The sequence below is a fragment of the Leptotrichia trevisanii DSM 22070 genome (genome assembly GCF_000482505.1).
Classification (GTDB): Bacteria; Fusobacteriota; Fusobacteriia; order Fusobacteriales; family Leptotrichiaceae; genus Leptotrichia; species Leptotrichia trevisanii.
In genome coordinates, this window is the sequence record NZ_KI519443.1 from 267610 (window position 1) to 293543 (window position 25934).

Sequence of the window (25934 nt, forward strand, 5' to 3'; positions counted from 1 at the left end):
AAAACAGTTTTACTATGCAAAGATAGAATCAATATTAATTCAAGATTCTATCTCCATAACATAATTTTTTCTATTTAAAAAATCTTATTCCATTTCTAAAGATATTCTGCTCCTTATTTCCGTAAATATTTTTGTAAACATTCTTGCCTTTTCTTTCAGAATGTCCCATTTTCCCAAAAATTCTACCATTATGAGCAAGCATTCCTTCAATTGCATAATATGAACCGTTTGGATTAAATTGAGAATCCATTGTTGAATTTCCATCTAAACCAACGTACTTTGTTGCAATTTGGTTATTTTTGAATAATTTTTTGTATTCTTCCTCTGTGATAATTATTCTTCCTTCACCGTGAGAAATTGCGACAGAGTGAATATCTCCCTCATTCATATCAGAAAGCCAAGGCGAATTATTTGTAATAATTTTTGTCTGTACAATTTTTGACATATGCTTATCAATCGCATTAAAAGTCAATGTTGGAGAAGTTTCATTTAATTCACAGATTTCTCCATAAGGAAGCAATCCTGATTTTATAAGTGCTTGAAAACCATTACAAATTCCTAAGATTAGTCCATCTCTCTTTAGTAAATTTTCCACAGCTTCTTTAACTTTTTTATTTTTTAGAACAGCAACCATGAATTTAGCAGAACCATCTGGCTCATCTCCTGCACTAAATCCACCTGGCAGCATTAAAATCTGAGAATTATTAATTTCCTTAACAAAATTGTCTATTGAATCTAAAATATTTCTATGAGACAAGTTGTTAAACACTCCTATTTTAGAAATTCCTCCTTCACGGTTAAATGCTCTTTCTAAATCATATTCTGAATTTGTTCCTGGAAATACTGGTATAAACACTCTAGGTTTTGCATAAGTGTTTGAAATATTACTAATTATATTTTCATGCTCAATCTTAGCAAGTTTTTCATATTTTAAGCCTTCACAATGTGCAATTTCATGCTCTTTTGCCACTTCTTTTTTTGTTGGGAAGATTTTTTCAAGTTTGCTTTCCCAATTTCCAATTAATTCATCTAATTCAAAAGTTATTCTATTTACAGCAATTTTGGCTTCATCAGTAACTTTTCCAAGCAACATCGCATTTTTATGCTCAATATTTTCAGCAGTTTCCACAATAAATGCTCCGTAATTCACTTTAAACCAATCATTTTCATCAATTTGTGCCAAGACATCCACACCAAGCTTATTTCCAAATGTCATTTTTGCAAGGCTTTCAGCTATTCCACCATTTTTCACGGCCATAGCAGATACAATTTTTTTATTTCTTATATTTTCAGTTATAAAGTCAAAGTTTTCCTTTAATTCATCAAGTTTTGGTAAATCATTTTCATCATTTGGCGTTGTAATCAAGTACACATTGTTTCCAGCCTTTTTAAATTCACTAGAAATTACATTTTCGGCATCTGTAACGCTTACTGCAAATGATACCAATGTTGGCGGTACAGAAATTTCATTAAATGTTCCGCTCATTGAGTCTTTTCCACCAATTGACGGCAATCCAAAGGCTTTTTGAATGTGCAATGCTCCTAATAATGCTGATAATGGTTTACCCCATTTTTTAGAATCCTGCCCCAGTCTTTCAAAATATTCCTGGAATGTAAATCTGATGTTTTTGTAGTTTCCACCACCAGCGACAACTTTTGCCATTGACTCAATCACAGCGTAAGCACCACCGTGGAATGTGCTTTGTTTTGCAACATAAGGATTGTAACCATACCCAACCATTGAAGCGACATCTGTTTCCGCATTAATTACTGACACTTTCTGTACTGAAACTTCTGCAGGAGTCAACTGATATTTTCCACCAAATGGCATTAATACAGTAGTTGCTCCAATTGTTGAATCAAAAGTTTCAACCAATCCTCTTTGTGAAGCGACATTCAAGTCTTTCAGGTTATTTATAAATTTACTTTTAAAATCATTTCCTTCAATTTCTCTGTTCAAGTTCAATTTTGGTGTATTTTCAATTGTAATACTGATGTTTGAGGCGGCTCCGTTTGTATTTAGGAAATCTCTTGAAATATCAACAATTGCTTTTCCATTGTATTTCATAATAAGTCTGTTAGAATCATTAATTTCGGCTACTTGATACGCTTCCAGATTTTCCTCGTTTGCAAATTCTATAAATTTATCCAAGTTTTGTTTTTCAATAACAACAGCCATTCTCTCCTGCGACTCTGAAATAGCAAGTTCCGTACCATTTAGCCCAATATATTTCACTCTTACCTTATTCAAGTCAATTTCAAGCCCGTCAGCCAATTCCCCGATTGCAACTGAAACTCCTCCAGCTCCAAAGTCATTACATTTCTTAATTAATTTTGTAACATTTCTGTTTCTGAAAAGTCTTTGAATTTTTCTTTCTACAATTGCATTTCCCTTTTGAACTTCTGCACTTGATTTTTCCGAAGATTCTGTCGTATGCTCCTTAGACGATCCAGTCGCCCCTCCGATTCCGTCCCTTCCAGTTCTTCCACCAAGTAAAATTACAATATCCCCATTTTCAGGCTTTTCACGAATAATATTTTCAGCAGGTGCTGCTCCCACGACAAGTCCCAGTTCCATCCTTTTAGCCTTATATCCTTCATCGTAAATTTCATTCACATGAGTTGTTGCAAGCCCAATCTGATTTCCGTAAGAAGAGAATCCATGTGCAGCTACTTGTGTAATAACCTTTTGCGGCAATTTTCCAGTCATTGTGTCCTCAATTTTTTCAGTTGGATCAGCAGAACCGCTAATTCTCACAGCCTGATAAACATAAGTTCTTCCAGATAACGGATCACGGATTGCCCCTCCAATACAAGTAGAAGCTCCTCCAAACGGCTCAATTTCTGTCGGATGATTATGAGTTTCATTCTTAAACTGCAAAATCCATTTTTCAGTAACTGTATTCTTTTTCCCATTTTCATCAATTCTTTCAATTGGTACATCAATATAAATCGAACAGGCATTTATCTCATCCGAAACTTCCAAATCTGGCAAATTCCCATTTTTTCTCTGCTCTTTTCCAAAAATTGTAGCAAGATCCATAAGAGTCATAGGCTTTTTAAAAATTCTGTCAGCATGAACGTACTCCCTGCTTTCCAAATATTCATTAATAGCCTTTTCAATAATATTCTTATAAGTCTCATTTTCAATTTTTATATCGTCAATAATTGTTTCAAAAGTTGTGTGTCGGCAGTGATCGCTCCAGTAAGTATCAAGAACACGAATTTCAGTTTCTGTTGGATTTCTTTTTTCCTCATTTTTAAAATATTCCTGAATAAACAGCAAATCATTCACAGTCATCGCCAGTTCCAATTCATTTTTAAGACTTTCAATTTCCTCTTTTGTTTTTTCAGTAAATCCTTCATAAACAATAACATCATCCGTATTTTCAGTTTCAACATTTTCACTTAAAACATTTAAATCTTTTTCCCTCGCCTCAACTTCATTTATATAATATTTTTTTATTCTTGCAAGTTCATCAGGAGAAATTTTTCCGTATAAAATTATCAATTTTCCACTTTTTACATTAATATTATTGTCTTCATCAATCAATAAATTTATACATTGAATTGCAGAATCCGCTCTCTGATCATATTGCCCCGGCAAAAATTCCACTGAGAAATACACATTTTCCGAATCTTTTTTTTCAAACACTTCATCAAACGATCTAAAAACATTGTCAACATTTATTTCCGAAAACACCGTTTTTTCCAATTTTTCCAAATCGTTTTCACCCAAGTTAAACACATCATAAATATTTAAAACTCTTACATCAACAAACCCATCTATCCCGATATTCTCCTTCAAGTCACTAAACAAATTCTGTGCTTCCACTCTAAAATCTTCTTTTTTTTCCACAAAGATTCTATAATTCATTTTTTCTCTCCTTCTTTCTGCTATATTTTTTTATTTATATTAACTAATTTAATACTATTTCCCATTTAAATAGCAAATATTTAATAAATTTTAAATTAAATATGTTTAGCAAGAGATTTAAACTTCTTGTCCTTAACATAGTTTTTATTTTCTAACAGGATTTAGTATTAGATTATTTTGTTTAATAACAGTCTTTTCTATTTTTATTATGTTTTTTCTTTATTTTTCGCAGGATTGCTCATTGCCGCAAATCCTTATCTTGCAGTAAAAGTTTATCCTGATAATTAAAATTGTGGCAAGATTGCTACGCAATAACCTATGGCTAGACTACGACTTTTATTTGCCCAACTCCGAAACTCCTCCTTATCAGTCGTCAAACAGTCGTAGTTGAACAAATAAAAGCTCCGTCAGTTTATCAATTCTTTAGAAATACTAGGTTTTTATCCTTTACAAAAAAATTTTTAATATTTAAACGAGATTTAGTTTTAATCATCACAGTTATTATAATAAATCAAAATGTCGTAATTTTTTGGAAATAAAAATTATTATCTAAGCGAAGCGAATTTCAATTTTGTTTTCAAAAAATGCTTAAACAAGCTGGGATTAGTGCGTAGCACTTTCGTCTATATCTAAAAATATTATAATTTGAAGAAATTAAAATAACTAGTATTGTGAAATAAAAGGGGATGATGACTGTTCCCTTTTACACTAAAAAAGAAAAAAACAAAAAAAATCTAAGTAAACAAAATTCACCTAGATTCTTGACATAAATTTATATATTTAATTTTTGTACATTTTACCCATAACAAAGTAGACAATTTTACAATTTGTCTTGTGAAAAATATCCTGATTGCTCTCGTGACAAAAAATTTTTTTTTCATCTTTCCTCCACAATAAATTTAACTTTACATACTATCAATAAAATAATCTGCTAAAAAATTTTGTATTTGTAAAATTTCTCCACCTAGTAAAAGTATAGCAAAATTTTACTATTTTTTCAATACCCAAAAAATTATTATTTCCAGCAATCATCCTTAAATTCTGACTTTCTCATTCCTGAAACGTACTTATTTCCAGCTACAAAATACCGCAATTCCTTCTCTGTCCAAATCCCTTTATTTGGAATTCCTATTCTTGCCGAAATTTCAATATTTTTTGGAATTTTACTATTTTCAAAATCAATATAAAGTACATTTTCTTCCATATTTTCACTATTATAAGTCAATTCTTTTGAAACTTTCTGCAATTTTTTTGTAATTTCACAAATTTTGCCCTTATTAAATCCATCACTAATTCCCATAGCTTTTGTCAATTTTCCAGGCCCATTACTAACTAGAATGCCATCTTTCCCTCTATTTTCAATCATTCTTTCATTATTTATTATTGGCTCAATTCCCCTAATTAATACTGCCTGCGGATTTCCTTCCTCACAACTGACAATATTCAGCATTTTATGCGTGTGCATTGTATAAATATAAACTGTTCCCGCTTTTCCAAACAAAGCCTCAACCTTCGGAGTCAATTTCCCTTCAAATCCATGGCAAGCTCTGTCCTCTACCCCTAAATAAGCCTCTGTTTCCACAATATAACCCCCTAATATTTCATTATTCTTTTTCACAAGTATTAATTTTCCCAGTAAATCTTTCGCAAGTGAAATTGTATCCTGTTTAAAAAATTTTTCCATCTCTTCACCTTACTTTTTCTATTTTGTAAATTAACAAATTTTATAATATTATTATATACAATTCATCAAATAATTTCAAATTAATAAACGCTAATTTGGTATTTAAATACTCTAATTATAACTTTCAAGTCTAGTTTTAAACTGATTTTATCATATATACTTAATAAATAACAAATTTTTTTTTAATCATTAATTATAAAAAAATTTTAATTATTTTATTTTGGCTATTGACATTTAGTTTTTTCAAGGTACAATATTATTGACATAGATGAAAGGATGTGATGATTTATGAAAATCATTATTAGCGGAAAACAACTTAAAATTACAGATGCAATTAAAAACTATACTGAAGAAAAAATAAGCAGAATTTCTAAGTATTCAGATGCTATCACAGAAATCGATGTTGTTCTAACAGTCGAAGATACAAAATCTGAAGGCCCTGTTCATAAAGCTGATGGATTAGTTTATGCAAGCGGTACAAAAATAAAAATAGAAGCTGAAAATAAAGACTTATACGCAGCAATTGATGAATTATCTGACAGATTGGAAAGACAAGTTAGAAAATATAAAGAAAAGCAAAAAGATCATAATAAAAAAGGTTCACATTAATTGTAATTCTTTAAAAATAAATTTATAATTTATATTTTAAAAGTAAAAGAAGTTTAATATATAAAAAAAGACTATTTTAGAACTCATAAAGTTTTAGAATTAGTCTTTTTTATATTTTATTTAATTGTTAATCCTTCAACAATGGATCCTTTTTCGTAACCTCAACTACCAGTTTATGCAGCCCAATTAACGCTATTAAATTCGGAATTACCATAAGTCCATTAAACATATCAGCCAGCTCCCACACTAACTCCACCTTTTGAAGCGAACCTGCAATTATACAAGCCATTACCAAGATTCTGTAAATATTTAACGCTTTCTTCCCAAACAAATATTTCACATTGGCTTCTCCAAAGAAATACCATCCAATTATTGTGGAAAAGGCAAAAAAGAATAATGCAACTGCAACAAATATTACGCCGAAATGTCCCAACACTGCGTGAAATGCGTGCTGTGTCAACGAAATCCCTGTTCCATCCGCTTTTCCATCTGCAATCAAAATTACTAATGCTGACAATGTCAAAATTACAAATGTATCAATAAAAACTGTAACAATCGCCACATGTCCCTGATCTTCTGGATTTTTAACTTTTGCAATTGCATGGGCGTGTGGTGTTGATCCCATTCCAGCCTCATTTGAGAACAGCCCTCTTGCCACCCCAAATCTTATCGCTTTTTTTATTCCCATTCCTAAAAATCCACCTAAAACCGCCTTTGTTGAAAAAGCATTAACAAAAATTGCTTTAAATGCCAAACCTGCATTTCCAACATTTAATATGATAATAACTAAACATATTGCAACATAAAGAACCGCCATAATCGGCACTACTTTTTCAGTAACAGAGGCTATTCTCTTTACGCCACCAAAAAATATAAATCCTGATAAAACTGCCAGAAATACACCTGTTACAACTGTCGGTACTTTAAACGCATTGTGAAAGGCATCTCCCACTGAGTTGGCCTGAACTGCATTTCCCATAAATCCTAAAGCCAGAACACACGAAACTGCAAAAAATCCTGCTAAAAATTTGGCTGCCTTTCCTCCATTAAATAATGTTTCAATATAGTAAGCCGGCCCCCCTGTCATTTCCCCATCTTTTTTCTGTTTAAAAATCTGGCTTAATACAGCTTCTGAATAAATAGTAGCCATTCCAAAAAAAGCACTTACCCACATCCAGAATATCGCTCCCGGCCCCCCGTATACAATCGCCGTTGCCGCTCCCGCAAGGTTTCCAGTTCCAACTTGTGCCGCAATAGCCGTTGCCAAAGCCTGAAATGACGACATCCCATTTTTATCCGCCTTTTCTCCGCTCAAGTCAAATCCGCTCGTCAACTGCTTCAAACCGCTTTTAAATTCCCTGATCTGAATAAATTTCAGCCGAAATGTATAAAATACACCCGTTCCAACCAGTAAAACAATTAAAATAACTCCCCAAAAAAATTCATTAAAACTTTTAATAATTTCTAACATCTAAATCCTTCTCCTTCGTTTTTTATTTTCTGAATTTTATAGTCAATCTACCTGAAAATTGAAGTAAAATAGCCTAACCTTCTACTTTCATTTTAAACTAGAATTGCTATAGAATGGATATATAAGTTTAAAGCATTTGAATACAGATTTGATTATAAATTAAATAAAAAGGGCCGTCTTTTACTTAAGATAAAGTTAAGACAACCTCTTAAAATTTCTTTTGCATTAAAAAAGAAATATAAAATCCATAATTTTATATGCATTATTCTCTGTTCTTTTACCTGAGAGTTTAGGGAATAAAAATTCCTTTGCTCCTTCGGTGCTGTCATTTAAGACAGTCTCTCCAGAGGCTCGTCCACTATGAGTCCTTTTACCTGAAAGAGTTACTTCTTCGGTGTTTTATTCTACATTTACAAATACCTATAAATGTGATAAAATCTCTCCTCATACTTTCATCCAAATTATTCATTTTCCTATATGTTAGCATATTTTTTTCTGTGTGTCAAAAAAATATTTCTGTTGTTTTTTTATTTAACATGATTATTAATCTAAAATAATTAATTTTCATATTGCACTTCAAAATAATCTGGCATTTTTTTTGTTTCATCCTGAGCCATTAAACAAGTATTGTAAACCCATCCTCTTTCAGTTTCATAATAGCCCACGATAATAATACATTTTGTATTTATCCTCAAGTATAAACGGCACAATATTATTTTTAAGGCATTCCTTAAATATTATCATCCTTCCAACTCTTTAGATTATTATTTTTTTCTTCCAAAAGAATCTCTAATATATGATTTTCCATTGATATTTCCTTTATTTCAGATATTTTGCTTCTATTTACTTTTTAATACAGCTCTAACCGCATAATGTAAAAAATAATAAATTGACTTCAAAAGCGATAATTTCTCAACTTTCCGATAAATTTCCCAACGTACTTTTGCTGTTTTAACCTTATTGCTCGAACGGGAATTATCCAACACACGATAATATGCCAAATTTTCCTTGAGTCCATAAATTATTTTCACATCCTTCACAATTTCCAGCCAAAGCACATAATCCTCATTTTTCTTCAGCTCCTTAAAATAACGTTTCCCAACTTTTTCCACATCATACATAACCGTAAGACAGCCTAGATAATTATTTTTCAGCATATCAGTATAAGAAATTTCCGATTTAATTACAACTTCATTGATTTTTTCACCATTTTCCCTGACTCGTGTATATTCTGTACAGCTAATGCTTGCATTTTTTTCTTTCATAAACTGTATCTGCTTTTCCAATTTCTCGCTGTGCCAATAATCATCAGCATCCAAAAATGCAATATATTTTCCCCTAGCCAAATCAATCAAATGGTTTCTTCCTTTTACAACACCCATATTTTTTTCAGTATTCACAACTTTTATTCTGTCATCCTTTTTCGCAAATTCATTCACAACTGCAAGACTATTATCCGTTGAAACATCGTTCATAATAAGCATTTCCCAGTTTTCATAAGTTTGCGAAAGTACCGTTTCTATTGCTTTTCCAATAAATTTTCCCGCATTGTACATCGGCACAATTATTGAAACTTTTTCTTTTTCCATTCCCTCTCCTCATTTTAAAATTTTCTAGTCCTGCGGAAATCTAATCCCCGCCTCAATTCTAGCCTTTGTCTGTACTTCACTTACCAGCAGACTTTTTTCCAGCTGTCTACAACAAAACTCCAAATCGTTTTCTTTTACTGCACGAATAAATGCCTTAAATTCAGGTACAACCCTGTCTTTTGAAAATCCGTCATCAAAATTTTCTGTCGTTCCATCATACAGTTTTAACGTAACTTTTCCGACAAGTCCTGGAGCCTCTTCGCTTACGATTTTTCCTTCACTTCCTTGAATTACTCCTATTCTCTCGCCTTCACTATCTTTTGCACATACACACATAGCATTAAATTTTTCATACTTCATCATGAGAACTCCGCTTGTATCAATATTTTTCTCAATATTTGCATAATACTTTACATTTTCAGGCTTTCCAAAAAGTCCCAGTACGTAATGTAAATTATACAGCCCCAAGTCCATCAATGCCCCACCAGCTTTTTGCGGATCAAATACAGGCAAGATTTCTCCCTTCTTAAAAGCGTCATATCTGCTGGAATATTGGCTATACTGGCTTTGAACAAGTTTTACATCTCCAATTTTACCAATCCACTCTTTTATCTTTTTATAATTTTCAAAATAAAGTGTCGTTATTGCTTCAAATAAAAACAGCTTTTTCTCTTTTGCCAAATCTGACAATTTTTTAGCTTCCTCATAATTAGTCGTCATTGGCTTTTCAACAATAACATTCAACCCTTTTTCAAGTGTCTTTTTACAAAATTCAAAATGCAAAAAATTCGGAACAGCAATATAAACAGTATCAATCCCAAATTCACAAAGTTCATCAAAATCATCAGTAAATTTTGGAATCCCATATTTTTCACAAATTTCCTCAACTTTACCAATACTGGCTTTTGTCCCCTGCATCCCCACAATTTCTAACCCTTCCAGCTTCACAAGGCTAGGCAAAAACTCTTGAACAATCATCCCTGAACCAACAATTCCCAATTTCATAAAAAATCCCTTCTTTCCTTTTTTTATTTTTTGACAACTTATTTTAAAAGTTTATCTTTAAACTTTCAGATTAAAATTTTCATTTGAACTTTATAAAATACAAGTCTAAAGAATGGTTTATTTAGATAATTAAAAATTAAATACTTTAAAATCTCAAATACTTCACTTCAATATCATCAGTCAGCCAAACGCCATTTTTTGAAATAAAAAATTCTTTCCCATCTTCATACATCTTCTTAGCCAAAACCTTTATTATAAACGGTTTCCCGTGTCTCTGCCCAACATCATACGCCGTTTCTTCCGTTTCTGATAAATGCACAAACTGCCTGCTTCTTTTCTTTAATCCTTCTTTTTTTATCTGCTCCAGAAATCTATCTGCCGTCCCATGATACAAAACTTCAGGTGGCTTAATTGCCTTCAATTCCAAATCCACATCTATGCTATGTCCCTGACAAGCCCTAATTTTTGTAAAATCCCCATTAAACTCATATCTTTTTTTACTATTATCCCTTACAATCTCCTCCAGAATTTCAAAATTTATCCGCTCCCCTGTTTCATCTCCAGACTGATTTATCCCTTCAATAAGCTCTCTCACATCAGCCCATCCATTCCTATCAAGTTCAATCCCAACCATCTCAGGCTTATGTCTTAAAATCAGACTTATAAACTTTCCTAATTTTGTTAATTTTTTTGTCATTTTTTCCCTCTTTTAATTCATCAAATTATTATAATCATTTACCAGTTTATTATACTTCTTAATCACATCATTCGGAGTCCCAGTCATATCTTCCGTATAAACCTTCTTCTCAATTTCACTCTTACTCATCGACTTGCTTTTTTCAACTTCCCTAATAAATATTGTAACCGATTTTTCAAATTCTGCAAGCTGTTTATTAAATATTTCCAATTTTTCTTTTGTATAATTTTCCTTTTTCAGTTGTTTTTCATTTGTAATTGTCTTTTGAAAGTTAGCTGAAGCAGTTAAAATGTTTTGCTGTGCTTTTTTTAATTTTCCCAAATCACCTCTTATAAAGGTTGTCATACTAATTTTCTGATTATCCATTTTATCCACAAAATTCTCGCAGCTATTTATGAGAATCGTCAAATTGTATTTTATCAGACTTCCTTCATTTTTATATGTTTCCAATATCTTCTGCATTCTTTCCTTCGATTTATTTGCTACTTCTGTTTTAAAAGCATCTGAACCTTCTTTATATCTTTTGTAAATTTTCAAAAAATTTGTATGTAATTGCTGTCCTTTTGCAAATCCATCCGCCAAATGTTCTTTTTTCCCATAGTAATTCGTCATGGAGTCCGTTACTATTTTTAATTCTTTTAAAATTGGCAACAATTTTTTGGAAGAATTATCCAGTTTTTCCATCTTGAATTTAGACTTTATATTTTTTTCAAGTTTTTGAATAACAGCATTATCAATTTTAATAACTGGTACACTTTCCAATGCTCCCATTTCCTGAATATTTATTTCCTTACCTTCTCCAGCCACGCCAACATACTTTGAAATTTCATCGTCAATATTTGTCAAATTATTATGAATTTCAATATAGCTGTTGTATTTTTCCATTTCTTCATTTTTCACTTTTTTTATACTAAATTTTCTTCCAATTTCCTTAAATGTATCGTTACAGGAAAATAGAAAAATCGAAAAAATTGTTATTAATATTATTTTTTTATAATTCATTCTTGCTCCATCATTTTTTATTTCTTTATTTTATAGTAAAACCGATTTAAAACCGAACTCAAAAGTTATAACTATTTTACTCAAACCCTAAATTTATATAATTTTCAGTAGTTTAATTTTAAATAAGTTTGAGTATACTTAAAAATTTTACCAATTCCCCTAATTCTATTTCTCAAAATAAAACTAATGAAATTGGTAATTTTTAAAATTTATTTTCTATTTTGCATTAGAAAATCAATAATTTATTATATTGAACTTACATTAAATGAAATGGATTCTAGAACTTTCAGTAAGGCGTCCGTTGTATCAAGTGAAGTTAGGCAGGCAATTTCCTGCTCACTTGCAGCACGTCTGATTTTAAATCCATCATTTGTTGCAGTTTTCTTTTTAGCCGCCGTATTGATTACCATATCAACAAGCCCTTTGTAAATCAGTCCTAGCACATCGTGTTCGTATTTTCCTTCTTCTTCAATTTTCCCAACAGTTTCAACACGAAGCCCTTTTTCCTCAAAGTATCTGGCTGTACCTTCTGTAGCCATTATATGATAGCCCAGATCAGAAAATCTCTTAGCCAGCCCGTATGCTTCCTCTTTTGCAGCTCCACTTATTGTAAACAGCACACTTCCCTGATCCTTGACTTTAATTCCAGATGAAATTAGTCCTTTGTAAAGTGATTTTTCAAGGTTTTCATCGCTTCCCATCACTTCTCCTGTGGATTTCATTTCAGGCCCTAATGTTGTGTCAACATCTTTTAATTTCTGGAAACTGAATACAGGGACTTTTGTATATACGTTTTTACTTTCTTCAATCAATCCAGTTTGATATCCTTTACCCTTTAACGTTTCTCCAAGAATTCCCTTCATAGCAAGATTTGCCATTGGAACGCCTGTAATTTTACTTAAAAATGGAACTGTCCTTGAACTTCTAGGATTTACCTCCAGCACATAAACTTCCCCACCGCTAATTACATACTGAATATTCAGAAGCCCTATAATATTTAGTCCTTTTGCAAGTCTGACTGTGTAATCAATTAATGTACGTTTTTGTGAATCGGTAATATTTTGTGGAGGGTAAACGGCGATGGAATCTCCAGAATGGACTCCTGCTCTTTCAATATGTTCCATAATTCCTGGAATTACAACTGTTTCCCCATCACAAATCGCATCCACTTCAATTTCTTTTCCAACTAAATATCTGTCAGTCAATACTGGATGATCAGGCGACACTTTCACCGCATTTTCCATATATTGACGCAGTTCCTCTTCACGATAGACAATTTCCATTGCTCTTCCACCTAACACGTAAGATGGACGTACCAGAACTGGATAACCAATTTCTGCTGCATTTTTTACAGCAGTTTCCGTATCAAACGCAGTTTTTCCAAGTGGCTGAGGAATATTCAATTTATGAAGTAATGCCTCAAATTTATCACGGTTTTCCGCATTATCAATTTCTTCAAGTGCCGTTCCCAATATTTTGACACCGTGTCTTGACAATTTTTCAGCCAAGTTAATTGCTGTCTGTCCACCAAACTGAACAACAACCCCTTCTGGCTGTTCAAGCTCGATTATCGCCATAACATCTTCTTCCGTAAGCGGCTCAAAGTAAAGTTTATCCGAAATTGAAAAATCTGTAGAAACCGTTTCTGGATTGTTATTTACAATAATAGCCTCATAGCCAGACTCTTTTATTGCCTTTACCGCATGAACAGTCGCATAGTCAAACTCAACACCTTGTCCAATTCTAATAGGCCCCGAACCAAGTACAACGATTTTTTTCTTATTTCCTATGACACTTTCATTTTCCTGCTCATAAGTCGAGTAAAAGTAAGGAGTTTCTGACTTAAATTCAGCCGCACAGGTATCAACCATCTTAAACACAGGCTTAATATTGTATTTTTCACGAAGTTCATAAACTTCATCTTCTGTCGTATTCCAACGATGTGCAATAACTTTATCCGAAAATCCATATCTTTTAGCAAATAGCAATACATCTGGATTATTTACATTTGCCTTCAATTCCACTTCAATATCAATAATATTTTTCATTTTATCAAGGAAAAACATGTCAATTTTTGTCATCTCATGTATTTCCTGCGGAGTAACTCCACGTCTTAATGCTTCCCCAATGAAGAACAGCCTTTCATCTCCAGCCTTCTGAATTCTTCTCAAAATATATTCCGAGGTAAATTCATCCCCATTTGGAAGTCCCAAGTGATGAACTCCATATTCAAGCGAACGAATAGCCTTTAACAAACTTTCCTCATAGGTTCTACCAATAGCCATTACTTCCCCAGTCGCCTTCATTTGCGTTCCCAAATGCCTATCCGCCTTTTCAAATTTGTCAAATGGGAATCTCGGTATTTTATTGACAACATAGTCAAGTGACGGCTCGAAGCACGCATACGAATTTTTTGTAACAGGATTTATAATTTCATCAAGTGTCAACCCAACCGCAATTTTTGCAGCGATTTTTGCAATTGGATAACCTGTCGCCTTTGAAGCAAGTGCCGATGAACGTGATACTCTCGGATTTACCTCGATGATATAATAATTGAATGAATATGGATCTAGTGCCAGCTGAACATTACATCCACCTTCTATTTTCAACGCTCTTATTATTTTCAGCGAAACATCCCTTAACATGTGATATTCCCTATCTGTCAATGTTTGCGATGGTGCTACTACAATCGAATCTCCTGTGTGAATCCCAACTGGATCAATATTTTCCATATTACATACAACAATCGCTGTATCATTGCTGTCACGCATTACTTCATACTCAATTTCCTTATATCCTGAAATTGATTTTTCCAATAAACATTGAGTTACTGGCGAATATCTAAGTCCATTTGTAACAATGTCTTCCAGTTCTTCATCATTATGGCAGATTCCTCCACCAGTTCCTCCCATTGTAAAGGCAGGACGCACAATCACAGGATACCCAATTTTTTCAACAAATCTACGTGCCTCTTCCAAATTATGAATAATATCTGACTCAGGCACAGGCTCTCCCAGTTCATTCATCAAATCTCTGAACAATTCCCTGTCTTCCGCCTGCTTAATAGATTCAAGTTTAGTTCCAAGCAGTTCCACTCCACATTCTTCCAGCACTCCCGCTTCGTGCAGTTCCACCGCCAGATTCAGCCCAACTTGCCCTCCAAGAGTAGGAAGCAAGGCATCAGGACGCTCTTTTCTTATAATTTTTGACACAAATTCAACAGTCAATGGCTCAATATATACTTTATCCGCAATTTCCTTATCAGTCATAATAGTTGCAGGATTGGAATTTACAAGGATAACCTTGTACCCTTCTTCACGCAATGATAGACACGCCTGTGTCCCCGCATAGTCAAACTCAGCAGCCTGTCCTATAATAATCGGCCCCGATCCAATCACTAAAATCGTTTCTATATCTTTTCGTTTAGGCATTTCCCTACATCTCCTTGTTATCAATTTATTTTGCCAACACTTTTATTTCAATATTTTATAATTTAAGTTTTATATACTTCTTATTTGACGTATTCAAAATTCCGATTTTTTTTCATATTTTCAATAAACATATCAAATAAATAATTTGGATCATGTGGCCCTGGAGAAGCCTCTGGATGATACTGTACTGAAAATACTGGATATTTTTTATGTCTTACACCTTCACAAGTCCTGTCATTTACTGCAATATGTGTCAATTCCAGCTCTGTATCCTTCAATGAGTCAATATCCACCGCATATCCGTGATTTTGTGCTGTAATATCAACTTTTCCAGTCTGTAAATTTATTACTGGCTGATTTGCCCCACGATGTCCGAATAGCAATTTATATGTTTTTGCTCCGCAGGCAAGTGAAATTAGCTGATGTCCCATACAAATTCCAAAAATTGGTACTTTATCTATTAATTCCCTAATTGTTTCAATTGTTTCTGGAACATCTGTCGGATCTCCCGGCCCATTGCTTAACATTATTCCATCCGGCTTTTGTCTTAAAATTTCTTTAGCAGTTGCATTATGCGGCATTACGACAATATCACAGTCCCTTGAGTTAAGTTCTCTCATAATTCCTGATTTCATTCCTAAATCAAGCAGGACAACTCTCATCCCTCTTCCAGATGAAAGAAACGCCTTTTTTGTCGATACCTGTTCGATTTGATTGGTTGGCAACGAATTGATTTTTAAATTTTTTGCAATTTCTTGCGGATCTTTGTCTGAACTAACGATAATTCCCTTAATCGTTCCATGTTCTCTTATTTTCTTTGTGAGACTACGTGTATCAATTCCAGAAATTCCTGGAATATTCAAGTCCTTCAAAACTTCATCCAATGTAAATTCATTTCTAAAATTAGAAGGTTTTCTACATATTTCACGAGTTATGATTCCCTTAATGCTCGGATTGATAGTTTCGTAATCATCCCTATTTATCCCATAATTTCCAATTAACGGATAAGTAAATGTAATAATCTGCCCATTATATGATGGATCTGAAATAGTTTCCTGATATCCAGTCATCGCAGTATTAAAAACAACTTCCCCAGCCATTTCCACATCTGCTCCAAATCCATACCCCTTATACACACTACCATCTTCCAAAACAAGCTGTTTATCCAATGCGTACATAAATACTACCTCCCTAAAATTTTACAATGATTCAATATTATTGTTTTAAAATTTGTTCAATTGTCATTAACGTGTCTGATTTGTGATATAGTAAACTATTTTAATTCAAATCCTGGATATGTTTTTTATTAATAAAAGTCTGAATGTATTTACTAACATCTCTAATCTCATAATTATACTATATTTTTAAAGTTTTATCAATAATGGCAAATGATTATTTTTTTAATTTTTGGAAAAATGGTTAATTTTAAATTTTTTATAAAGATTCTTTTTTAAATATAGGGTATACTTTATAATATAGATTAGATTAAATTAAAAATTTATAATCTCTCATTTTTCTTTAATGTTTATATGTTAATATAATATTGAAAAAGAAAGAAAATAAAAAATAACACCTATACCTTTAATTTACTAAAATATTTCAGATTTATACTCAAAACTATTCAAACGCAAACTGACAAAACTTAAACAAATCGCACTCAAAATAACATAACTTTTATATCTAATTTTAATACTATTTTTACTATATTTATTCTTAGCATTAAATCTATTTATACAATATTTTTATTATAAATTTTTAGTTTATTCTTTATAATTTATTATATTACTGACATCTTAAAAGATTATATTTATAGGAGCTGATTTATTATGAAAAAATTATTATTTCTATGTTCTTAGTATTCAGTATGCTAGGATTTTCAAGATTCGTTGAAAGATGTGAAATTACTTCTAAAGGGGTTGGAAGAAACGGTAAAAAAAAAAGCGGGGATTCAAAACCTGCTTTTTATTTAAAAATTATAATTGTTTTTTCTTAAATTTTAGAATTATCAATTTTTAAAAAATACTAAAAAATAAATAATAAAATAAAAAACGAGGTGACTGCAATGAAAGAATAAAAAAACTTTTTAACAAATAAATTTTAGAAAATAGCTATTTTTCTTTTAATTTCAAGTTTTTCCTTTTCAGGACAATATAAAACTGCACTTATAAATCGTATGAACAATATACGAAATAAAGTATTTGAGAATGTAAATGAAGGAAATGACTATCAAGAAAAAGAAGCCTTAAGAAAAATGGAGATAATGGTGAAGGAATAGATCATTATGATGTATATTTTTAAGAAATGGAGCAAATTATGAAAGAAGTGATTAATTTATGGGAAAGGAAATATTGAGTATATTTTGTCCAGCTTGCGGAGCACCTGCAAAGTTTGACATTGTTCATCAAATTTATCGGTGTGGCTATTGTGGTGAAAAAGTAAAAATTGAGGATGCACGTAAAGAAAAGATTGAATTCCAGAAAAATCAAAGTCAGAGGATAAAAAAATCTGCCAAAAATTTTAAAATGTCAACAACGTCTTGCAGTGGATGTGGAGCAACACTTGTATTTGAGAAAAATGAAGCTCTGTCCAATTGTGCATAGGGAAATGTTAATGTCGCTGTGAACGGACAAACTGGCAAGATAAGTGTTTATGCTGAAAAAGATTCAAAATATATTTCTATTCCATGGTGGATAAAAGGTATTTCGGTACTTATCACAGTCTGTATTGCAATTTATTTTGCATTTTTGTCTGCACAAAATATAACTCAGAAAGAAGCCCTCACTCTAACAGCAGCTGTTACATTAGTTTTTCTGATTATATTTGTTACCATGCTTGATGATGGTTCAAGTAACGGTTTCAGCATTACAAAGTACAGGAATATATTTTCAACTGGTAATCAGACTTACAGACGGGAACGGGGAAAATTGATTCTTAGAGAAGATATTATTGAGCGTAAAATAGAAAAACCAGTATTCAGAGAAAAACTGGATGGAAAAGAACAGATTGTAACCTATACTTTTCATTCAGCTAAAAGAACAACGAGTATGCTAATGATGGCAATTGCTACACTTTTCTTTCCAGTAATAATAGCTTTATTTATAAACGGCTTTAATTTTTCACGACTCGATATTAGTGCCTCTGCGATATGGTTTTGTATTACTGTGCCTACTGTACCTATTATTTTTATAAGATTTGGACTTCAATGGCTATATGACTATCCATGGATTTATATAATATCTGAAAACGGGAAAAAGAAACGTTACCAGGAAAAAATAAAGATTAAACCAGAAGAGATTCTAAAATTTATGCTATCAGCACTGTTTTCACCTCCAATCTGTTTCTTAACATGGTTTGCTCTCATAATGCTTATTATGACGATATACTTTACAGCTTTTGGAGGTTAATTGAATCAAAGAGAAACACAAGGTAACCTTTAAAATATTGATTTATTTCAATAGACTATTAAAAAATATAAGCTAAGAGGTGATTTTTTATGAAAAAGATATTGTTGATGTTAATGCTTGTAATTACATGCATTTCGTTTGGAAAAAATAATAATGAAGATACTAATATTACTACAGAAGCTAAGGGAATGTTACGCTTTGTATGGGGATCACATGGAAAATATGATAAAAATACTGTTCTTCCTATAACAGAAGAAGGCGGAACAGGAAATTTTGCAATATATCTGGAATTTACTCCTGAAGACAAAGAAAAATTTATGAATAATGTTCTGATTGTATGGCCTGGAAATACAGATGGAAGAATAAGCGGAAAAGAAATGTATAACAGAATATTAAATATAGGAAAGGAAATATCTCCAGATATTGAAAATAAAATGAAAAAAAATGAATGGGGATATGTCATTCAGCCCATAAAATTAACTTTAAAACCTGTTAAAATATATGCTGGATGCTGTGCAGTAGATTACTTTTATGCAGAAATAGTAAAACATGAAAAAATTTCATCTACAACAGTCAAAGTACCAAAAAATATGGATTTAGGAGAAAGTCTTAACAGAGTAATAGGATCAGAGGATAATAAAGTATACAATATATATTCAAAAGAAGGTTATACAAATATAAGAAAAGGGCCTTCTAAACAATACGATATAATAAAGAAAGTTCAGAATGGTTATTATGTAGCAATAACACAGGACTTTGGTGACTGGAAATACATCATGTATTATTCAGATACAAATGATGAATCTGGACATGGCTTTATACATAAAAGTCAATTAAAATTAGTACAATAAATTTTATGCCTGTAAAAGTGAATTAAAGGAAAACATAAAAAATGTCTTTAAAGACTGCAATTTATTTCAGTAGATTATCCAAATAGAAATGATAAAAGAGATAATTAATTATAAAGTAAACTCAAACTCCTTTAATATTGAATCAATAATAAATAATAATGGGGTTTGAGTAAACTTTTAAATTTAGTTTTATTGTAAAAAATTATTTCAAAATAAATAATTAAATTATTTTTTATTTTATTCAGGAACTTTTTTTACTCCGTCAATTTCATTAACAGTACAGAACCTTTCCCATTTTATTTTGATATTTCTCTGATTAAATTGGGATTATATAATAAATCTTCATTTCTTCTCACTTCTTCAAAAGTATATGTTTTTAAAATTTTTCCATTTTCAAAAACACATTCCATTACAGAATCTTTATGGTATTGATTTTCAGGCAAATCTGAAATATTTATTGTTTCAAATTCCCCATTTTCATTTTTTATCAAGTCAAGCCGTCCTTTTTTACTGACTTTCCCTTTATCAGTAACAGGATTTTTATAAACATCCCTAACTTCATTTCCGATTTTTATACAACTGCATTTCATGGCAAATTTATGAGTATCCCTATTAATGCTAGATTTATCATTTCCTTGTAAAAGTGAGCCTCCACAGCCTAAAGTAACATTTTCAGCAGAATATTTGTTATCCTTTAAAGATTTATAAATATCCCAGATTGTATCTTCATTAATTCCATCACCCTGCAAAACTCGGACTTTGTTAATAACTTTATACCCTTTGGAGTTTATCGTATAACCAAAACTTTTTTCCAGACTTTCAAGTGCAAATAAAATATTTGTAATTGCATCTCCACTATCTGGACGTATTGTAACCATTCCATTTCTTGCCAATATTTTTTCACGTAAATCTTTTCCGATAATATTTTCTACCGCATTAAAAAAATTATAGCTGTCAAGAACGATTGAAACAATTCCTTTTGGAAATTTATCAAGCATGTTTTCATATGCCTCTTTTTCATATTCTTGAGTCCATGAAGTCATTGTGCTATGTTCAGAAGCAGGCACACTGTAAGCGGCTATTTTTTCATCATAATATTTACGGGCAAAGACAAGTGCATTTAAGGTATCTGTTCCATAAAAATTTGTAAGATGAGCCATTCCACCAATTCCGGCACTTTCCTCGCTGGAAACACCACGATAACCAAAATCGTGCAATTTAAACTTCAATTCCGACTCTACATTATCACTTGTTTCTTCCAAAAAGTGTCTTATAATCTGTTTTGCCTTATACGAAAATGTGGCAACAGTAATTGGATACCATACTTTTAACAGCAATGTTTCCACCCAGCCTACAATCCAAGGTACATTTTTATCAGTTGATTCCACTGTAACCAGTACATTGTGATTTTTTACAACACTACCTTCTGGTACAGCCCTAATTCTAAGTGGCAATTTCCCATCCAACTTCTCTACAATGTATCTCCACCCCTCTTCAAAAAATGGCAATCCATGCAGTTCACAAATTTCCTTGGCTTCATCTATCATTTCATTTGTAATTTTTTTTGTTAAATATTCCATTAAATAATATTGCAGTCCAAAAAATTTTACATATCCGTATAAGCCACCACGACTTTCGATATAATCGTGCATATACGACATATTTGCTGGATATTGAAATGGATGAGTAATTTTATAAGAATCTGTCGATAATATTAAATTTTTCATTTTTATTTTGTATGATAATTGCAAGTTACGTAAAAATCATACTCTCCTTCCCTATACTTTTTTTATTTGTATATTCAATTATAACTTTTTTTTCTTTGAAAATATTAAAAAAATACAATAAAACCTTTTTGACTAAAACAAAAAGATTTTACCATACAAAAATTATATTTTTATTTTCCTAAAATTTTATTAATCCTTTCATTTGCAATTTTTACATATTCAGGATTTATTTCTATTCCTAAAAATTGACGATTTAATTTTTTTGCTGCAGCACACACAGTTCCAGAGCCTACAAATGGATCCAAAACTACTTGTCCTTCCAATGTTACCAATTTTATTAAAATTTCAATCAATTTTAAAGGTTTTTGTGCTTTATGTAATCCAGTATCATTTTTATTATATTCAACTTTTAAAATATTTGAAATATCTATACTATCTGCAAACAATTTATTCTCTTTAAATGCTCTTTCATTCCATGCTCCCACTTCATACTTTAAAATATTATCTGTTATAGTACCTCCTAAAGTATAAGGCTTCTGAAACCATAAAATAGGTTCAAATAAAGGCTTTAAATTAGCTAATCTCCATCCATCCCATTTTTTGGCATTTTCAAAATCCTTTCTTCTCTCAAAAACAGCTGAAACCCGTTGAGCTCTTTGAGGCGCTCTCATTTTTTCCCAAGACAACATATCTTTAAAAGTAAAGCCAGCTTCTTCCATTGCTACAATACATCTATGAGCATATCTTCTCCCAGCAAATATAAAACAACTTGCACCTGGTTTTAGAACTCGATACCAATTACTTGTCCATTTTCTGCACCATTCTTGGTATTCTAATGGAATTTTTTTATCTGCTTCACTCCAGCCATTTAAAGGTTTTCCCCGTCTTTTAAAATGATTGCCTAATTTTAACTGGTTTGATGTCGCACCACCATATGCTGAATTTGTATTATTGTGTAATACATCCCAATCATCAATTCCTATTCCATAAGGAATATCTGAAATTATTGCATGTATACTAGCTGAATCAATATTATTTAATTCTATTATCGAATCTCCTTGTACAATTTTATTAAACATATTTTTTTAAATCTCCAATATATTTTTCAATCTGCTTTATTTTATTATTTAGTTTTTTAGTTATAATTAATTCTTCTATTGCTTTTTCATATGTAAGATTTCTTATTCTATTTTCTTCTTCCTTCCAAAATTTCTTTTCTATATTTCCTCTATCAGTTAGACTTTTAATTTGTTGTTCAATAATAGCTTTAAATTCACAATAAATTTTTTGATTATTAACTAGTTCTAAAATTTTATTATCTAGTTCTCCTATAAATGAATTTTTTGCCTTTTTCATCGTACCATTTATTTCAAAATTATTAGAAAAATCCCAGATTGATGCAAATGAAACTTCATTACTTTCTACTATATTATTTTCTATTAAAAATATGAAATATTCCCAGCTAAATAAACATACATTATCTTCTAAAGACTGTTTATATATTTGACTTTCTTTAACTGGATACTGAAAATAAGGAGAACACAACACTGCATAATCATTATCTTTTCTCCAACTGGAAAGAGCCTTTACTTTAAAATCTTTTTGATTTTTTGCAGTTCTACTCATCCTAAAAGCCTTTGCATCTGCAACTAATGTATAATTGTGAAATATTGACTCCACTATAATATCAGCTGAATCAGATCTTTCTGTAAGAATATTAGATTTTAAACCTATCTCTATAAAAGCTCTTGATAAAATGCAATCCGAAGCTTTTGAAAATAATTTTTCTTCTGTCGAATCGTGTTTTATTGATTCTGGAATCGTTCCTACTTCTCTTAATAGGATAAGTAACTCTTCTTTAGTTATATTTTTTATAAACTCATTAATTTTTATAGAATTTTCAATAAAATTATTATTCTGTTTTGAAATAATTTCAATTTTTTCTAACATTTTATAAAATATATTCACTGTTATCATTCTCCCAGTTTTTCATTTTTCCAAAATTTTATCTGCCAGCACTAATGCTATTTTCTTTTCGCCAACCATAAATTCCACAATCATGCTTTTCATATCCACTTTTTTTATCTTTCCACGTCCAAATTTCTTGTGATTAACCACATCTCCAACTTTATATTTAGAATTCACATTTGAAGTTGTTTGAGAGCCTGATTTTTTACCAAATGTTCCCAGTTTATCTTTAGAAAATGGATTAAAATTTTCTATTTTCGGTGTAAAACTTCTTGGAGCTGAAGATTGCCCTTTTAAACTTCCGTATTTTCCGCCCACATATTCCAGATTGTCTTGCTTCATTTCGTAGATAAATCTTGATGGACGACGTAAATTGTCATCTTTTCCCCAAATTTTTCTTGATGAAGAATAGGAAATAAACAGTTCTTTTTTAGCACGAGTTATCGCCACATAGCAAAGTCTACGCTCTTCTTCCAGCTCTTCTTCAGGAGCGTCAAAAGAAATTGATGGAAATAGCCCGTCTTCCATTCCCGCAAGAAATACATAATCAAATTCCAGTCCTTTCGAACTATGAATTGTCATAAGTTTTACATAATTTTCATCATCTTCCATTTCATCAGTCGCCGAACTTAATGAAATCATATCAAGATATTCATTTAACGACATATTCGGATTCTGCTTTTCAATTTCGGTAATACTGTTTAGCAATTCCTCAATATTTCTAACTCTGTCTTCCTTATTGTCTTCAATTGAGTCAATATAACGTGTTCTTATAAGAATTTCATCAAATATTTCCTTAATTGACATTTCCTCAAGGCTCGAATAAATGCTTTGCATCAAATTATAAAATTCCTTTAATGCCAATTTTGTGGCTGCTCTTACTGGAATTTCATCAATGTAGTGAAGCGCTTCAAGCATCGAAATATTTTTTTCATTTGCAACTTCCTGTATTTTTTCCAGTGTCTTTTCTCCAACAGAACGTTTTGGAACATTAATTATACGATAAAAATTATGATTATCATTTTTATTATTTAAAAGGCTCAAATATGCCAAAATATCCTTTATTTCCTTACGTTGAAAGAACTGCATCCCGCCGTAAATTTTGTAAGGAATGTTTGCAGACAGCAGTTTTTCCTCTAAAACTCTTGATTGTGCATTTGTCCTGTACAAAATCGTCATATCCTTGTAATCGGAACCATCTCTTTTCTTTTTCTTCATCTCTGTTACAATGAAATCTGCTTCATCATAAACAGTCATTGCATTATAAATCTTGATTTTTTCTCCATCAGAGCCATCTGTCCAAAGTGTTTTTCCTTTTGAACTTTTATTATTTTTAATAAGCTCGTTGGCTGTATCCAGTATTTTCTTTGTAGAACGGTAATTTCTTTCCAGTTTTACCGTAAATGCTTCCTTGTAATCTCTCTCAAAGTTCAAGATATTATTGATATTTGCCCCACGAAATGCATAAATACTCTGATCCTCATCTCCTACGACACAGATGTTTCGATACTTTGCTGCAATTAGATTAATCATTTCATACTGAATATCGTTAGTATCCTGATACTCATCCACCACAATATACTGATACCTTTCCTGTATTCTTTCCAGCACAAAAGCATCATCCAGCAATTTTCTCGCATTCAAAAGCAAATCCGAAAAATCCATCGCATTATTTGCCTTCAAAACTTCATCATACTTCTGATAAATCTCGCCAAAAAGTCTGTTCGCAGGAATCCTCATATCAATTTCACGTTCAAGCTCCTTAATTCCTATCCCCTGTTCCTTCAATTTACTAATTCTATTTGCAAGTTTTCCTGGCTGAACATTATCATTATCCTTAATTCCCATATCCTTTTTTATCTTTGTAATAATCGACTTCTGATCATCCACATCATAAATATTAAAATTTCGCCCATATCCAATTCTTTCAGAATAAGTTTTAAGCAATCTTACCGAAAACGAGTGAAATGTAGAAACTACAAGATTATTCGCCTCATGTCCAATAAGTGCCGCAGCCCTCTCCTTCATCTCCCTTGCCGCCTTATTCGTAAAAGTAAGTGCCAGAATATTAAGTGGCGAAATTCCTATTTCTTTTACCATGTGTGCAATTCTATAAGTAACTGTCCGTGTTTTACCGCTTCCTGCTCCAGCCAGTATCAATACAGGCCCTTCTATCTTTTCTGCAGCTTTTCTCTGCTCTTCGTTTAATTCATCTAAAATACTGCTCATATTTCTCCTTTATAAAACTTTCTTTTTGTTTATGACATCATTAATTTTTTTAGTTGACTGTTTTGACAATTCTATTATTTTTTAAAGTATATTCTTCAAAAAGTCTTTGACTTCCAAATGGTGCTATAATACGGTTATTTTTTACTTCCATATAATTTCCTCCACTCTGAAAGACTTTCTAGAGAAGGAATATCCATTAGGAGATTTCCTATTATTTTTTTATTCTTTTGATTTTTTAAATCAAGTATTGTCCCATTTGGATGAGCTAATCCAATTAAAATTTCATATTTTGAATTACTTTTATCTAAACTTGTCACTATTTTTTTTATTAATGATATTTTTATCTTTGATTATAAAATATTCTTTTGAGTTTGATTTAAATATTTGATC

The 25934-nt window shown here is 31.5% G+C and carries 17 protein-coding genes and 2 riboswitches; of the genes, 4 read left to right on the forward strand and 13 right to left on the reverse strand.

The annotated features are described in order from the left end of the window. Nucleotides 1-70 precede the first annotated feature (70 nt). A complete protein-coding gene (locus K324_RS0110920) occupies nucleotides 71-3877 on the reverse strand; it encodes a phosphoribosylformylglycinamidine synthase (protein ID WP_026749158.1) in 3807 nt (1268 codons plus the stop codon). A gap of 1015 nt (nucleotides 3878-4892) precedes the next feature. Next, a complete protein-coding gene (locus tag K324_RS0110930; protein WP_026749159.1) occupies nucleotides 4893-5561 on the reverse strand; it encodes a DNA-3-methyladenine glycosylase in 669 nt (222 codons plus the stop codon). A 288-nt stretch (nucleotides 5562-5849) separates the two neighbouring features. Here K324_RS0110930 and hpf point away from each other — a divergent pair, with 288 nt between their 5' ends. Next, nucleotides 5850-6170 (forward strand): ribosome hibernation-promoting factor, HPF/YfiA family, encoded by a 321-nt coding sequence (gene hpf / locus K324_RS0110935; RefSeq protein ID WP_026749160.1) that lies wholly within the window; start codon nucleotides 5850-5852, stop codon nucleotides 6168-6170. A gap of 127 nt (nucleotides 6171-6297) precedes the next feature. On the opposite strand, the gene K324_RS0110940 is transcribed toward hpf, so the two are convergent. The 7 genes from K324_RS0110940 to carA form a co-directional block, all read right to left on the reverse strand. After that, entirely contained in the window at nucleotides 6298-7641 is a 1344-nt protein-coding gene (locus K324_RS0110940) for an alanine/glycine:cation symporter family protein (protein WP_026749161.1), read from the reverse strand. A gap of 267 nt (nucleotides 7642-7908) precedes the next feature. Then, a riboswitch (glycine riboswitch) is annotated at nucleotides 7909-7990 on the reverse strand. Between the two features lie 3 nt (nucleotides 7991-7993). Continuing rightward, a riboswitch (glycine riboswitch) is annotated at nucleotides 7994-8097 on the reverse strand. Between the two features lie 383 nt (nucleotides 8098-8480). Beyond that, entirely contained in the window at nucleotides 8481-9230 is a 750-nt protein-coding gene (locus K324_RS0110950; protein WP_026749162.1) for a glycosyltransferase family 2 protein, read from the reverse strand. 24 nt (nucleotides 9231-9254) lie between these two features. Then, nucleotides 9255-10235, reverse strand: a complete 981-nt coding sequence (locus K324_RS0110955; protein ID WP_026749163.1) for a Gfo/Idh/MocA family protein — start codon at nucleotides 10233-10235, stop codon at nucleotides 9255-9257. A gap of 145 nt (nucleotides 10236-10380) precedes the next feature. Then, nucleotides 10381-10932, reverse strand: a complete 552-nt coding sequence (locus K324_RS0110960; protein ID WP_026749164.1) for an RNA 2'-phosphotransferase — start codon at nucleotides 10930-10932, stop codon at nucleotides 10381-10383. Nucleotides 10933-10944: 12 nt separating this feature from the next. Continuing rightward, complete coding sequence (locus K324_RS0110965; RefSeq protein WP_026749165.1) at nucleotides 10945-11934, reverse strand: YiiG family protein; 990 nt, start codon at nucleotides 11932-11934, stop codon at nucleotides 10945-10947. A gap of 245 nt (nucleotides 11935-12179) precedes the next feature. Next, nucleotides 12180-15365, reverse strand: a complete 3186-nt coding sequence (gene carB, locus K324_RS0110970) for a carbamoyl-phosphate synthase large subunit (protein ID WP_026749166.1) — start codon at nucleotides 15363-15365, stop codon at nucleotides 12180-12182. 80 nt (nucleotides 15366-15445) lie between these two features. Continuing rightward, the gene (gene carA, locus K324_RS0110975) at nucleotides 15446-16543 is read right to left on the reverse strand and encodes a glutamine-hydrolyzing carbamoyl-phosphate synthase small subunit (RefSeq protein ID WP_026749167.1); all 1098 of its coding nucleotides are present in this window, start codon (nucleotides 16541-16543) and stop codon (nucleotides 15446-15448) included. A 1155-nt stretch (nucleotides 16544-17698) separates the two neighbouring features. Between carA and K324_RS0110990 the strand changes: the two genes are divergently transcribed. From K324_RS0110990 to K324_RS0111000, 3 genes are all read left to right on the forward strand, one after another. Further along, nucleotides 17699-17965, forward strand: a complete 267-nt coding sequence (locus K324_RS0110990) for a hypothetical protein (protein ID WP_026749168.1) — start codon at nucleotides 17699-17701, stop codon at nucleotides 17963-17965. Between the two features lie 18 nt (nucleotides 17966-17983). Continuing rightward, nucleotides 17984-18769, forward strand: coding sequence for a hypothetical protein (locus tag K324_RS0110995; protein ID WP_026749169.1), 786 nt, complete (start codon nucleotides 17984-17986; stop codon nucleotides 18767-18769). A gap of 89 nt (nucleotides 18770-18858) precedes the next feature. Beyond that, on the forward strand, nucleotides 18859-19620 hold the full coding sequence (locus tag K324_RS0111000; protein WP_026749170.1) for an SH3 domain-containing protein: 762 nt from the start codon (nucleotides 18859-18861) through the stop codon (nucleotides 19618-19620). Between the two features lie 296 nt (nucleotides 19621-19916). Here K324_RS0111000 and K324_RS0111005 read toward each other — a convergent pair whose 3' ends face one another. The 4 genes from K324_RS0111005 to K324_RS0111020 form a co-directional block, all read right to left on the reverse strand. Further along, the gene (locus tag K324_RS0111005; RefSeq protein ID WP_026749171.1) at nucleotides 19917-21347 is read right to left on the reverse strand and encodes a nicotinate phosphoribosyltransferase; all 1431 of its coding nucleotides are present in this window, start codon (nucleotides 21345-21347) and stop codon (nucleotides 19917-19919) included. Nucleotides 21348-21517: 170 nt separating this feature from the next. Beyond that, nucleotides 21518-22426, reverse strand: a complete 909-nt coding sequence (locus tag K324_RS14875; protein ID WP_036095639.1) for a DNA-methyltransferase — start codon at nucleotides 22424-22426, stop codon at nucleotides 21518-21520. Next, entirely contained in the window at nucleotides 22419-23315 is an 897-nt protein-coding gene (locus K324_RS0111015) for a HindIII family type II restriction endonuclease (RefSeq protein WP_051354452.1), read from the reverse strand. Before K324_RS0111015 ends, K324_RS14875 begins: the two co-directional genes overlap by 8 nt. A 21-nt stretch (nucleotides 23316-23336) precedes the next feature. Next, the gene (locus K324_RS0111020) at nucleotides 23337-25544 is read right to left on the reverse strand and encodes an ATP-dependent helicase (protein ID WP_026749173.1); all 2208 of its coding nucleotides are present in this window, start codon (nucleotides 25542-25544) and stop codon (nucleotides 23337-23339) included. Nucleotides 25545-25934 lie beyond the last annotated feature (390 nt).